The sequence below is a fragment of the Agromyces seonyuensis genome (genome assembly GCF_009789225.1).
Taxonomy (GTDB): domain Bacteria; phylum Actinomycetota; class Actinomycetes; order Actinomycetales; family Microbacteriaceae; genus Agromyces; species Agromyces seonyuensis.
In genome coordinates, this window is the sequence record NZ_WSTA01000100.1 from 1 (window position 1) to 13011 (window position 13011).

General features: G+C 73.3%; 15 protein-coding genes. 14 read left to right on the forward strand and 1 reads right to left on the reverse strand.

Annotation, left to right across the window (positions count from 1 at the left end):
- From GB864_RS16195 to glmM, 6 genes are all read left to right on the forward strand, one after another.
- Nucleotides 1-636, forward strand: a 636-nt coding sequence (locus tag GB864_RS16195) for an SGNH/GDSL hydrolase family protein (RefSeq protein ID WP_473808265.1), incomplete at its 5' end; no start/stop codon positions are given.
- A 13-nt stretch (nt 637-649) separates the two neighbouring features.
- Complete coding sequence (locus GB864_RS16200) at nt 650-1696, forward strand: GNAT family N-acetyltransferase (RefSeq protein ID WP_160426736.1); 1047 nt, start codon at nt 650-652, stop codon at nt 1694-1696.
- Nucleotides 1696-2670: a tRNA pseudouridine(38-40) synthase TruA gene (gene truA / locus GB864_RS16205; protein WP_160426737.1), complete on the forward strand. Its 975-nt coding sequence runs from the start codon at nt 1696-1698 to the stop codon at nt 2668-2670. The genes GB864_RS16200 and truA overlap by 1 nt, the downstream gene beginning before the upstream one ends.
- Before the next feature lie 158 nt (nt 2671-2828).
- Nucleotides 2829-3275, forward strand: coding sequence for a 50S ribosomal protein L13 (gene rplM / locus GB864_RS16210; protein WP_160426738.1), 447 nt, complete (start codon nt 2829-2831; stop codon nt 3273-3275).
- A gap of 38 nt (nt 3276-3313) precedes the next feature.
- Nucleotides 3314-3799 (forward strand): 30S ribosomal protein S9, encoded by a 486-nt coding sequence (gene rpsI / locus GB864_RS16215; protein WP_160426739.1) that lies wholly within the window; start codon nt 3314-3316, stop codon nt 3797-3799.
- Between the two features lie 21 nt (nt 3800-3820).
- Complete coding sequence (gene glmM / locus GB864_RS16220) at nt 3821-5191, forward strand: phosphoglucosamine mutase (RefSeq protein WP_160426740.1); 1371 nt, start codon at nt 3821-3823, stop codon at nt 5189-5191.
- A gap of 129 nt (nt 5192-5320) precedes the next feature.
- Here the strand turns inward: glmM and coaA are convergent, their stop codons facing one another.
- The gene (coaA, locus tag GB864_RS16225) at nt 5321-6274 is read right to left on the reverse strand and encodes a type I pantothenate kinase (protein WP_160426741.1); all 954 of its coding nucleotides are present in this window, start codon (nt 6272-6274) and stop codon (nt 5321-5323) included.
- A gap of 54 nt (nt 6275-6328) precedes the next feature.
- Here coaA and glmS point away from each other — a divergent pair, with 54 nt between their 5' ends.
- The 8 genes from glmS to GB864_RS16265 form a co-directional block, all read left to right on the forward strand.
- Complete coding sequence (gene glmS / locus GB864_RS16230; RefSeq protein ID WP_160426742.1) at nt 6329-8179, forward strand: glutamine--fructose-6-phosphate transaminase (isomerizing); 1851 nt, start codon at nt 6329-6331, stop codon at nt 8177-8179.
- A gap of 37 nt (nt 8180-8216) precedes the next feature.
- Nucleotides 8217-8609 (forward strand): holo-ACP synthase, encoded by a 393-nt coding sequence (locus tag GB864_RS16235; protein WP_160426743.1) that lies wholly within the window; start codon nt 8217-8219, stop codon nt 8607-8609.
- Nucleotides 8606-9835, forward strand: coding sequence for an alanine racemase (gene alr, locus GB864_RS16240; RefSeq protein ID WP_160426744.1), 1230 nt, complete (start codon nt 8606-8608; stop codon nt 9833-9835). Before GB864_RS16235 ends, alr begins: the two co-directional genes overlap by 4 nt.
- The gene (gene tsaE / locus GB864_RS16245) at nt 9832-10323 is read left to right on the forward strand and encodes a tRNA (adenosine(37)-N6)-threonylcarbamoyltransferase complex ATPase subunit type 1 TsaE (protein ID WP_160426745.1); all 492 of its coding nucleotides are present in this window, start codon (nt 9832-9834) and stop codon (nt 10321-10323) included. The genes alr and tsaE overlap by 4 nt, the downstream gene beginning before the upstream one ends.
- Nucleotides 10324-10428: 105 nt before the next feature.
- Entirely contained in the window at nt 10429-11049 is a 621-nt protein-coding gene (gene tsaB, locus GB864_RS16250; RefSeq protein WP_160426746.1) for a tRNA (adenosine(37)-N6)-threonylcarbamoyltransferase complex dimerization subunit type 1 TsaB, read from the forward strand.
- A complete protein-coding gene (gene rimI, locus GB864_RS16255; protein WP_160426747.1) occupies nt 11046-11591 on the forward strand; it encodes a ribosomal protein S18-alanine N-acetyltransferase in 546 nt (181 codons plus the stop codon). Before tsaB ends, rimI begins: the two co-directional genes overlap by 4 nt.
- Complete coding sequence (gene tsaD / locus GB864_RS16260) at nt 11588-12664, forward strand: tRNA (adenosine(37)-N6)-threonylcarbamoyltransferase complex transferase subunit TsaD (RefSeq protein ID WP_160426748.1); 1077 nt, start codon at nt 11588-11590, stop codon at nt 12662-12664. Before rimI ends, tsaD begins: the two co-directional genes overlap by 4 nt.
- A gap of 166 nt (nt 12665-12830) precedes the next feature.
- Nucleotides 12831-13011: hypothetical protein (locus GB864_RS16265; protein ID WP_202107308.1), on the forward strand; the 181-nt coding region annotated here is incomplete at its 3' end.

The window sequence follows — 13011 nt, forward strand, 5'->3', positions numbered from 1 at the left end:
GCGGCGTCCTCGGGCGGCGCGGACGGGGCCGGTGCGGCGGCCGGCCCGGCCGATCCCGCGCCCGACACGACCTCGGCGCCGGAGCCGGAACCCGTGCCCGAACCGGCGCCGGAACCGGCGCCGGAACCCGTGCCCGAACCGGCGCCGCAGCCGGATGCGGTACCCCAGTCCGGCGACCGCATCCTCGCGGTGGGGGACTCGGTCATGCTCGCGGCCGCGCCGGCGCTCCAGGCCGCGTTCCCCGGTATCCGGATCGACGCCGCCGTCTCGCGGCAGCTGCGCGTGGGTGACGACATCGTGGGCGCGGCGTTGACGGGAGATCGCGACATCCTGGTCGTCGCACTCGGCACCAACGGCGACGGGCCGGACTCGGCCTACCAGTCGATCATCGACCTCGCCGGGACGGGCCGCACCGTCGTGCTCGTCGACATCGCCGGTCCGATGACGTGGACGTCCGCCGTCAACGACCGCATCCGGCGCGTGGCGGGGTCGAACCCGAACGTCGTCGTCGCCGACTGGAACGGCGCGATCGCCCCGCATCCGGAGCTGCTCGCGGCCGACGGCGTGCACCCCGGTCCGAGCGGCGGCGAGCTCTACGCCCAGGCTGTGCGGGCGGCCCTCGGCGGCGCGGGCTGAGTACGCTGAACGGATGACCACCGAGGCCCTGCCGCCCCTCGCCGAACGCGTGCACGCTCCCGAGGAGCCGTCGCTTCCGGAGCATCCGGAGGTCGTGCTGTGGCGGTCGGCGACCCTCGACGACGTCGATGCGATCTTCGCGACGCAGCGGGCCGCGGAGCTCGCCGACCACCCGGACTTCCTCGAGCCGCGCGAGCACCTCGTGGACGACCTCACCGGCTCGAACGTCGACCTCGCGCGAGACTCGATGCTCGCGCTCGACGGCGAGGGGAACGTGCTCGCGTGGGGGCTCGTGTGGCTGCACCCCGGACGCGAGACGCGCGTGCAGTCGCACCTGTGGGGGACCGTCCGACCCGACGTCCGGGGCCGCGGCATCGGCCGGAGCCTGCTCGAGTGGCAGATCGCGCGCTCGCGCCGTCAGCTCGCAGGCCTGGATTCGGCGCTGCCCGCTTGGACGCACGTCAGCGGGCTCGCCGAGAACACGAGCCTCATCCGCCTGGCGGAGTCGTTCGGCCTCCGCATCGTGCGTTGGTTCACCGAGATGGAGCGGCCCGTCGCCGACCCGATCCCCGAGATCGCGCTCGACGAGGGAGTCCGTCTCGTGCCATACGAGCCCGAGCTGTCCGAGGCGACGCGGCTCGCGCGCAACGACGCGTTCCGCGACCACTGGGGCAGCCAGTCGACCGACCCGGAACGCTGGGCGAAGTTCACGGGCGCCGCCCGCTTCCGCGCCGACCTCTCGCGCCTCGTCGTCGCGGACGACCCGGACGGCGGAGTCCGGGTGATCGCGTTCGCCCTCGCCTCCGTCAACGAGGAGGAATGGGCGGGCCGGGGTCGCCCGTTCGGCTACATCGACCTCATCGGCGTCCGCCGCGAGGGGCGCGGCCGCCGCCTCGCCCCGGCCGTCATGGCGGCGCAGCTACGCGCCTTCGCCGCCGCCGGGCTCGAGGACGCCGTGCTCGACGTCGACACCGAGAACCCGAGCGGCGCCCTCGGGCTGTACGAGCGGATGGGCTACGCACCCGGCCGGCGCGAGGTCGCGCTCGTGACGGAGTACTGATGGCCGACGAGCAGACCGAACCGGTCGGAGCCCCGGCTGCGGACCCGGCCGACCCGCCGCTCGAGGGCCCTGCCCCGGGCTCGCGGCGCATCCGGCTCGGCATCGCGTACGACGGCACCGACTTCGCCGGCTGGGCGCGCCAGCCGACCCTGCGCACCGTTCAGGGCGCGATCGAAGAGGCGCTCGCGACGCTCTTCCGCCGGCACGGCGAGCCCCTGCGGTTGACGGTCGCCGGCCGCACCGACGCCGGCGTGCACGCGATCGGCCAGGTCGCGCACGTCGACCTGACCGAGGGGCAGCTCGCTGCGCTCACTTCGCCGAAGCGCGCGCGCAACGCGTCCGGCGACGCGGATGCCGCGGCGGCGCTGCGACGTCGGCTCACGGGCATCCTCGGCCTCGACTCGGACGTCGCGATCACGGGCGCGTCGTTCGCACCCGACGGGTTCGATGCGCGCTTCGCCGCGGTGTGGCGACGCTACGAGTACCGCATCGCGGATGCCCGCGCGCTGCCGGACCCGCTGCGGCGGCACGACACCGTTCGACTGCCGAAGGCGCTCGACGAGTCCGCGATGGACGCCGCGGCACGCTCGCTCGTCGGGCTCCACGACTTCGCCGCGTACTGCAAGCCGCGCGAGGGCGCGACGACGATCCGCACACTGCAGCGCTTCGAGTGGTCGCGGGGCGCCGACGGCGTCGTGACCGCGAAGCTGCAGGCCGACGCGTTCTGCCACTCGATGGTGCGCGCCCTCGTCGGCGCGAGCGTCGCGGTCGGGGAGGGCCGGCTCGGCGCGGACGACCCCCGCCGCCTGCTCGACGCCGCCGAGCGCACGAGCGCGTTCCTCGTCATGCCGGCGAAGGGGCTCACCCTCACCGAGGTCGGCTACCCCGACGACGCCGAACTGTCCGCCCGCGCGGCGCAGACGCGCAACCGTCGCGGCGCCCACGAATTGCGCATACCGCCACTCATCGATTAGGCTATCCCTTTGGTGCCGTCCGTTACTGCGCGCGGTACCCGATGTGAGCCCTCCGACTCGTGCCGCAGGCACGACCGGCTCCTTCGCCGGCCTCGCCGTCGAAGACCGACCGGAGCGGGATTCACGAACCACTCCATCGACCAGAAAGCAGCACTCTAGTGACGCGCACCTACACCCCGAAGGCGACCGAGATCCAGCGCGACTGGGTCGTCATCGACGCGACCGACATCGTCCTCGGCCGTCTCGCCAGCCACGCAGCCTCGATCCTGCGCGGCAAGCACAAGGCGATCTTCGCGAACCACGTCGACACCGGCGACTTCGTGATCATCGTCAACGCCGACAAGGTGGCCCTCACCGGCCAGAAGCTCGAGCAGAAGGTGGCCTACCGCCACTCCGGCTACCCGGGCGGCCTCAAGGCCGTCGGCTACGCCGAGCTCCTCGAGAAGAACCCCGTCCGCGCCGTCGAGAAGGCGATCCGGGGCATGCTGCCGAAGAACTCCCTCGGCCGCACGCAGCTGAAGAAGCTGAAGGTCTACGCCGGCCCGGAGCACCCGCACCAGGCGCAGCAGCCCAAGACGTACACCCTCACCCAGGTCGCCCAGTAACTCCGGCCCCTTCGATCGAAAAAGGATTCAACGACACCATGGCGAAGATCGCAGACCAGATCGAGCAGGCTCCGGAGAGCTACAGCACCGAGACTCCGGCCTCCGAAGCCCCCAGCGCACCCCGCGCCGTCCTCAACGTGTCCGGCGCAGCCGTCGGCCGTCGCAAGCAGGCCATCGCCCGCGTCCGCGTCGTCCCCGGCTCCGGCAGCATCACGGTCAACGGCCGTGCGTTCGCGGACTACTTCCCGAGCAAGCTCCACCAGCAGCTCATCACCGACCCGTTCACGGTCCTCGAGCTCACCGGCGCGTACGACGTCGTCGGCCGCATCACGGGCGGCGGCCCCGCCGGCCAGGCCGGTGCGCTCCGCCTCGCGATCGCGCGTGCGCTCAACGAGATCGACCGCGAGAACAACCGTCCGACCCTGAAGAAGTCCGGCTTCCTCACGCGCGACGCCCGCGTCATCGAGCGCAAGAAGGCCGGTCTCAAGAAGGCCCGCAAGGCGCCCCAGTTCTCGAAGCGCTGATCTTCGGAACCGGCACTCCGTATGGCACGGCTGTTCGGAACCGACGGGGTCCGGGGCCTGGCGAACCGTGAACTCACGGCAGACCTGGCCCTGGACCTCGCCCAGGCGGCCGCCCACGTGCTCACGCAGGGGCGGCACGCCGACTACCTCCGCACCGTCGGCCGCCGGCCGGTGGCAGTGCTCGCCCGAGACCCCCGGGTCTCGGGCGAGTTCCTGTCCGCGGCGGTCGCTGCGGGACTCGCGAGCTCGGGCATCGACGTCCTCGACGCGGGCGTCATCCCCACGCCGGCGACGGCGTTCCTGATCGACTCCATCCACGCCGACTTCGGCGTGATGATCTCCGCGTCGCACAACCCCGCTCCCGACAACGGCATCAAGTTCTTCTCGTTCGGCGGCACCAAGCTCCCCGACGAGGTCGAGGACCGGATCGAGGAGACCCTCGCCAAGGGGCAGCAGCTCGCCCCCACGGGCGACGGCGTCGGCCGCATCCGCAGATTCGCGGACGCCGAGGACCGCTATGTCGTGCACCTCCTCGGCACCCTCCCGCACCGCCTCGACGGCGTGCGCGTCGTGCTCGACTGCGCCCACGGTGCGGCGTCCGGCGTCTCGCCCGACGCGTTCCGCGCCGCCGGTGCCGAGGTGACCGTCATCGGCGCCGACCCCGACGGCATCAACATCAACGAGGGCTACGGCTCGACCCACCTCGAGCAGTTGCAGCAGGCCGTGCTCGAGACGGGCGCGCACCTCGGCATCGCGCACGACGGCGACGCCGACCGGTGCCTCGCGATCGACGCGGCCGGCGAGGTCGTCGACGGCGACCGCATCATGGCGATCCTCGCGAACTCGCTGCACGAGCGCGGCGCCCTGACCGACGACACCCTCGTCGTGACGGTCATGTCGAACCTCGGGCTCAAGCGCGCGATGGCCGAGCGCGGCATCCGCGTCATCGAGACGAAGGTCGGCGACCGCTACGTGCTCGAGGAGCTCGACCGCGGCGGCTACGCCCTCGGCGGCGAGCAGTCCGGCCATGTCATCCTCACCGAGTTCGCGACGACCGGCGACGGCGTCCTCACGGGCCTGCACCTCGCGGCCGAGATCGCCCGCACGGGCAAGTCGCTCGCCGAGCTCGCGTCGATCATGACCGTCTTCCCGCAGGTGCTGCTCAACGTCCGCGGCGTCGACCGCGAGGCGCTCGGCGGCGACGAGGTCGTCGCGACGGCCGTCGCCGAGGCCGAGGCCGAGCTGGGCGACGCCGGCCGCGTGCTGCTGCGCGCGAGCGGCACCGAGCCGATGGTGCGCGTTATGGTCGAGGCCGCCGAGCAGGAGCACGCCGAGCAGATCGCCGAGCGGCTCGCCGCCGTCGTGCGGGAGCAGCTCGCGATCCCCGCCTGACCGATTCGAACGACGGATGCCCCGTTGCCGCAGTCCGCGGCACGGGGCATCCGTCGTTCACGGCATCGGTGCCGCGGCGCGGCGGCGAATCGGGAGGGCCGGCCGCGTCGGGCGCGCAGGGAGCGAGCGTCAGAGCTTGCGCAGCAGCACCGAATCGACGGCGTGATCGGCGCTCTTGCGCAGCACGAGGCTCGCCCGCGAGCGGGTCGGCCGCACGTTCTGCAGCAGGTTGGGCTCGTTGATCGCGGTCCAGATCTCGCGCGCCCGGGAACGCGCCTCGTCCTCGGTGAGGGAGGCGTAGCGGTGGAAGTAGGACTTGGGGTTCGCGAAGGCGCCGCGCTGGAGCTTCAGGAAGCGCTCCTCGTACCAGCGGGCGATGTCGACCGTGCGGGCGTCGACGTAGATCGAGAAGTCGAAGAGGTCGCTGACCGCGAGGCGGTGGCCGGGGCCGGGCGGCTGGAGGACATTGAGCCCCTCGACGATGAGCACGTCGGGACGTCGGACGGTGATGGCGGCGCTCGGCACGATGTCGTACGCGAGGTGCGAGTAGAACGGCGCCTTGACCTCGGCGGCGCCGGACTTGACCTCGCTCACGAAACGCAGCAGCGCGCGGCGGTCGTACGACTCGGGGAAGCCCTTGCGGCCCATGAGGCCGCGGCGCTCGAGCTCGGCGTTGGGGAAGAGGAACCCGTCGGTCGTGACGAGCTCGACGCGCGGCGTGTGCTCCCAGCGCGAGAGCAGCTCTCGGAGGAGGCGAGCGATGGTCGACTTGCCGACCGCGACCGAACCGGCGACGCCGATGACGAACGGCGTGGGCTCGGTGCGCTCGCGGAGGAACTCGTTCGTGGCGTTGCGCAACGACTTGGTGCCGCCGACGTAGAGGTTCAGCAGGCGCGAGAGCGGCAGGTAGACCTCGGCGACCTCGCGCGGGTCGAGGGGCTCGCCGAGGCCGCGCAGCTGCACGATCTCGGTCTCGGTGAGCGGCTGCGGCAGCGAGGGGGCGAGCGCCGCCCACGCCGCACGGTCCAGTTCGATGAACGGCGACTGCTGCGACGCGTTCGACTGCGACTGGGGACCGAGCACCGGCCCAGTGTAGTCGGGGCGGGGTGCACAGCCCCGCGCCGTAGAATCGGGCCCATGTGTGGAATCGTCGGATACGTCGGCCCTCGCCCGAGCACGGAGGTGCTCCTCGGCGGGCTGAAGCGGCTCGAATACCGCGGGTACGACTCGGCCGGCGTCGCCGTCATCGGCGAGGACGGCACGCTCGCCTCGGCGAAGAAGGCGGGCCGCCTGCAGGCGCTCGTCGACCTGCTCGAGGCCTCGCCCATCGCCGACGGCCCCACCGGCATCGGACACACCCGCTGGGCGACGCACGGCGGCCCGAACGACGCGAACGCGCACCCGCACTTCGGCGACGACGGCAGGCTCGCGCTCATCCACAACGGCATCATCGAGAATTTCTCCGAGCTGAAGGCCGAGCTGCTCGCCGAGGGCTTCGAGTTCTCGAGCGAGACCGACACCGAGGTCGCCGCGGTCCTGCTCGGCCGCGAGTACCGCGCGACGGGCGACCTGCGCGAGGCGTTCCGGCGCACGGTGTCGCGGCTCGACGGCGCGTTCACGCTGCTCGCGGTGCACGAGGAGGCGCCCGGCCTCGTCGTCGGCGCCCGCCGCAACTCGCCGCTCGTGATCGGCCTCGGCGACGGCGAGAACTTCCTCGGTTCCGACGTCGCGGCGTTCATCGACTACACGAAGCGCGCCGTCGCGATCGGGCAGGACCAGATCGTCGCCATCACCGCCGACACGGTCGAGGTCACCGACTTCGCCGGAGCCGCGGTGGAGGCGGAGCCGTTCGAGGTCGCCTGGGATGTCGCGGCCGCCGACAAGGGCGGGTACTCCTCGTTCATGCAGAAGGAGATCCTCGAGCAGCCCGATGCGGTCGCGAACACGATCCGCGGCCGCGTGCACGACGGCGCGGTCGTCGTGCCCGAGCTCGAGGCCTTCGGCGACGAGCGGCTCGCGAGCATCCGCCGCATCATCGTGATCGCGTGCGGCACCGCCGCGTACGCGGGCCTCGTCGCGAAGTACGCGATCGAGCGCTGGGCGCGCATCCCCGTCGAGGTCGAGCTCTCCCACGAGTTCCGCTACCGCGAGCCGGTGCTCGGCGACGACGCGCTCGTCGTGTCGATCAGTCAGTCGGGCGAGACGATGGACACGCTCATGGCCGTCAAGTACGCCCGCGAGCAGGGCGCGCAGACGATCTCGGTGTGCAACACGCAGGGTGCGACGATCCCGCGCGAGTCCGACGCGGCGATCTACACGCACGCCGGCCCCGAGATCGCGGTCGCCTCGACGAAGGCCTTCGTCGCGCAGATCACGGCGCTCTACCTCTTCGGTCTGCACCTCGCACGGGTGCGGGGAACGTTGGACGCCTCGGCGCAGCGCGAGGCGATCGACGAGCTGCTCGGGGTGCCCGGCAAGCTCGAGACCGTGCTCGCGGAGTCGGCGAAGGTCGAGCAGCTCGCGCATTGGATGGCCGACACGCGCGCGGTGCTCTTCCTCGGCCGCCACGTGGGCTTCCCGATCGCCCTCGAGGGCGCGCTCAAGCTCAAGGAGCTCGCGTACATCCACGCCGAAGGCTTCGCAGCGGGCGAGCTCAAGCACGGCCCGATCGCCCTCATCGAGCCCGGCCAGCCGGTGTTCGTGGTGGTGCCGAGCCCGCGGGGCGAGCACAGCCTGCACCCGAAGGTCGTCTCCAACATCCAGGAGATCCGGGCGCGCGGCGCGCGCGTCATCGCGATCGCGGAGGCCGGCGACGCCGCGGTGCTGCCGTTCGCCGACGAGGTGCTGCGCATCCCGCTCGCCGGGCCGCTGTTCGAACCGCTGCTCGCGGTCGTGCCGCTGCAGCTCTTCGCGATGCACCTCTCGAGCGCGAAGGGCCTCGACGTCGACCAGCCGCGCAACCTCGCGAAGTCGGTCACGGTCGAATGACCGGGATGCCTCGCGCGGCGCGCGATCGGGGCGCGCGGTGATCCGCGGCGTGGGAGTCGACGTCGTCGACCTCGACCGGTTCGCCGTGTCGCTCGAGCGCACGCCGGGGCTCCGCGGGCGCTTGTTCGCCGAGAGCGAACAGGTGCTCGCCCCGCACTCCCTCGCCGCGCGCTGGGCGGCCAAGGAGGCCCTCGTGAAGGCCCTCGGCGGTCCCATCCCGGTGCCGTGGAACGAGCTCCGCGTCATCCAGAACGACGCCGGCGATCCCGACTTCGACCTCGACGGCCCGATCGGCGGCGTCCTCGCCGCCCGGGGCATCGACCGCGTGCACGTCAGCCTCAGCCACGACGGCGGCATCGCGACCGCGTTCGTCGTCGTCGAGAGCGTCGCGGGCACCGCTGCGGCGGACGCGGACGGCGGTTCGCGATGATCCTCGGCACTCCCCGAACCGGCACGCCCGAACGCCCGTTCCGCGAGGCCGTCGTCGACGTCGGCGCCATCAGCGAGAACGTCGCGACGCTCGCCGCGCTCGTGGCCCCCGCCGAAGTGCTCGCCGTCGTCAAAGCCGGCGGGTACGGGCACGGCTCGATCGCCGCGGCACGGGCGGCGCTCGCGGGCGGCGCTTCGCGGCTCGGCGTCGTCGACGTCCACGAGGCGATGGCACTGCGCGCCGCGGGCATCCAGGCGCCGATCCTGGCCTGGCTGCACGATCCCGACGTCGATTTCGTGCCCGCCCTCCATGCCGAGATCGAGCTCGGCATCTCCTCCCTCGCGCAATTGGAGCGCGCCGCCGCGGCGGCCGACCGCATCGGCGGCACGGCGCGCGTGCACCTGAAGATCGACACCGGGCTCAGCCGCAACGGCATCCCGCCGGAGGAGTGGGCCGCGGTCCTGGCCCGCGCCGTCGAGCTCGACGAGGACCGGCTCGTGCGGGTCGTCGGCGTCTTCAGCCATCTCGCCAACACCGACGCCGACTCGGATGCCGCCCAGCAGGCCGTCTTCGAGGCCGCGGTCGCCGAGGCACGCGAGACCGGCCTCGAGCCCGAAGTGCGCCACCTCGCCGCGACCGCGGCCGCCATGCGCCGCCCGGAGCTGCGCTACGACCTCGTGCGTCTCGGCATCGGCATCTACGGCATCCCGCCGTTCTGCGACGGCACCACGAGCGCCGAGGCCGGCCTGCGTCCCGCGATGACGCTGCGCGCCCGCGTGGCAGCGGTCCGTCGCATCGCCGCCGGCACGGGCGTCTCCTACGACCACGCTTGGCGCACCGAGCGCGACACGACGCTCGCCCTCGTCCCGCTCGGCTACGCCGACGGCATCCCGCGGGCGGTGAGCGGAGCGGGCGCCGAGGTCCTCCTCGGCGGGCGCCGGCACCCGATCGTCGGCCGCATCGCGATGGACCAGTTCCTCGTCGACGTCGGCGATGCGGCGGTCGAGGTGGGCGACGAGGTGGTGCTGTTCGGCGACCCGGCCACCGGCGCGCCCTCGGCCGACGAGTTCGCGGCCTGGGCCGGCACGATCGGCTACGAGCTCGTCACCCGGATCGGCCCGCGCGTGCGACGCACCTACCTCGGCGGCGCCGAGGGTGCGGTCGCCGACGCACCGGTGCAGTGGGGGCCCCCGCGCGACCCGGCAGTCGGGGGCTCGGGTCGATGAGCACCGCCGAGTTCGCCCTGCCCACCGCCGAGGCGATGGAGTCCTACGGGCGCGCCCTCGGCGCCGCGCTTCGTGCCGGCGACCTCGTGGTGCTGACCGGACCGCTCGGCGCCGGCAAGACGACGCTCACGCGCGGCATCGGCGAGGGCCTCGGCGTACGCGGTCCCGTGCAGTCGCCGACGTTCGTGCTCGCCCGCACGCACCCGAGCCTCGTCGGCGGCTCCCCGCTCGTGCACGTCGACGCCTACCGGCTGCAGAACGCGGTGGAGCTCGACGATCTCGATCTCGACTTCGCACGCTCGGTCGTCGTCGTTGAGTGGGGGCGCGGCATGCTCGACGGCATCGCCGAGTCCTGGCTCGACGTCGAGATCGAGCGACCGCACGCGGCCGCCGACGATCCCGAGCACCTCGACGGCGACGCCCCCCGCACGATCCGCGTCACGGGGATCGGGCCGCGCTGGGCCGCGGGGGTGCCGCGGCCCGCGTAACCGGCGGATCGGGTTCGCCTGGGCCCGGTCGACACCCGCTCGTGCGGTGTCGACGGGAGGCCGCGCTCCGGGGATCCGGCGGGTTCCGCCGCGTAGGCTGTGAGGATGCTCCTCGCCATCGACACCTCGCTCGGCACGAGCGTCGCCGTCGTCGACTTCGACGGCGGGGTGCTCGCCGAGGTGGGCACCGCCGACACCATGCGCCACGCCGAGGTCGTCGGCACCGCGATCGCGGAGGCGCTCGAGACCGCCGGCGTCGCGCCGGGCGACCTCTCCGGCGTCGCCGCAGGCATGGGCCCCGGCCCGTTCACCGGCCTCCGCGTCGGCATCGCCGCGGCGCACGCCTTCGCGCTCGGCATCGGCCGGCCGGTCGTGCCGGTCGTCTCGCACGACGCGGTCGCCTCGGCGTGGTACCGCGACGGCGGGAGCGGGGCGCTCCGCGTGCTCACCGACGCACGGCGGCGGGAGTTCGCGTGGTCGGTCTACGAGGGCGTCGACGACGCCGGGCTCCCGATCCGCGTCGAGGGCCCCGGGCTCGTCCTGCGGACGGAGCTGCCGGACTTCGCGGGCACGTCGTTCGAGGCCGCCGAGGTGCCGGCCGGTGCGCTGGGCCTCGTCGCCGAGCGCGCGTACGCCGCCGGGCGGGACTTCCCGGCCGACGAGCCCCTCTACCTCCGCTCGCCCGATGTCACGATGTCGGCGGGGCCGAAACGGGTCTCCTCATGAGCGGACCCGTGCCGCGCTTCCGGGCCGCCGGTGCGGACGACCTCGACGCGATCATGGCGATCGAATCGGCCGTCTTCGAGGACGACGCCTGGTCGAGCGCGAACATGCGCGCCGAACTCGTGAATCCCTCCACGTACTACCTGGTCGTCGTCGACGACGCGGCGCCGGCCGAGAGCCGCGAGACCGCACTGCTCGGGTACGCGGGGCTGCTCTCCGGCGTCGGTGCGCCCCAGGCGGACATCCAGACCATCGCCGTCGTGCCGGAGGCGCGCGGTCTCGGCCTCGGCCGGGCGCTCATGCAGCAGCTCGTCGCCGTCGCCCGGCGCCGCGGCGCCGAGGAGGTCTTCCTCGAGGTCCGAGCCGACAACCACGTCGCGCAGTCGCTCTACCGCTCCCTCGGCTTCGAGGAGCTCGGCGTGCGCCGCGGGTACTACCGCGGCGGCATCGACGCGCTCACCATGCGGTTGACGGTGCCGGCGCCCGAGGCCCGGCCGGCGCGCGCGTCATCCATCGGCCCAGTCGGAAGCGAGACCCAGCAGTGAACCGCGACGCCCCCCTCGTGCTGAACCGCGACGCCCCCCTTGTGCTCGGCATCGAGACGAGCTGCGACGAGACCGGCATCGGCATCGTGCGCGGCGACCGGCTGCTCTCCAACACGATCGCCTCGTCGATGGAGCAGCACGCCCGATACGGCGGCGTCGTCCCCGAGGTCGCCGCGCGCGCCCACCTCGAGGCGCTCGGGCCGTCGATCCGCGCGGCGCTCGCGGAGTCGGGCGTCGCCCTGGCCGACCTGGATGCTGTGGCCGTCACGAGCGGGCCCGGCCTGGCCGGCGCGCTCATGGTGGGCGTCGGCGCCGCGAAGGCGCTCGCCCTCTCGCTCGGCAAGCCGCTTTACGCCGTGAACCACCTCGTCGGCCACGTCGGCGCCGACGTCCTCACCGAGCAGCCGCTCGAGACGCCGACGATCGCGCTGCTCGTCTCCGGCGGGCACACGTCGCTGCTCCTCGTGCGCGACCTCGTCGACGACGTCGAGCTGCTCGGCGAGACGATCGACGACGCCGCGGGCGAGGCCTTCGACAAGGTCGCGCGGCTCCTCGGACTGCCCTACCCGGGCGGCCCAGAGATCGACCGCGCCGCGATCGGCGGCGACCCGACGGCGATCCGCTTCCCGCGCGGGCTGACCCTGCCGAAGGACCTCGAGCGGCATCGCTACGACTTCTCGTTCTCCGGGCTCAAGACCGCGGTCGCCCGCTGGGTCGAGCAGCGCGAGGACGCCGGCGAACCGGTGCCCGTCGCCGATGTCGCCGCGAGCTTCCGCGAGGCGGTCGTCGACGTGCTCGTGACGAAGGCCCTCGCCGCGTGCCGCGACCTGGGCGTGCCCCGCCTGCTCCTCGGCGGCGGCGTCATCGCCAACCGCCGGCTGCGCGAGGTCGCTGTCGAGCGCGCCGCCGCGACCGGCGTCGACCTGCGCATCCCGCCGCTCTCGCTCTGCACCGACAACGGTGCGATGATCGCGGCGCTCGGCGCCCAGCTGATCATGGCGGGCCGGCAGCCGTCGGGTCTCGCGTTCGGCGCCGACTCGACGCTGCCCGTGACCGAGATCCAGGTGCCCTGAACCCGCGGTCATCCCGGCTTTCGGGCGTGCCATCCGTCCGCACCGGGCGATAAGGTGAGCGAAGGCGGGCTCAACCCGGCCGGATGACTCCTCCGAGGCATCCCGTGCCGGAGCCGCCGAGGGGGCACGCATCGACGCCCCGACCACCATCGAACACGGAGTCGAGATGACCGACGAGAAGACCCCCGACGAGCGCCCCGAGGTCCCCGAGGTGCCGAGCGCACCCGAGCCGCCCGCCGCTCCCGAAGCGCCCGTCCCGCCGGCCGCTCCCGAGCCGCCGGCCGCGCCCGCATTCGAGGCGCCCGCCGCCCCCGAGGGATCCGAAGAGCGCACGTCTGAACTCCAGC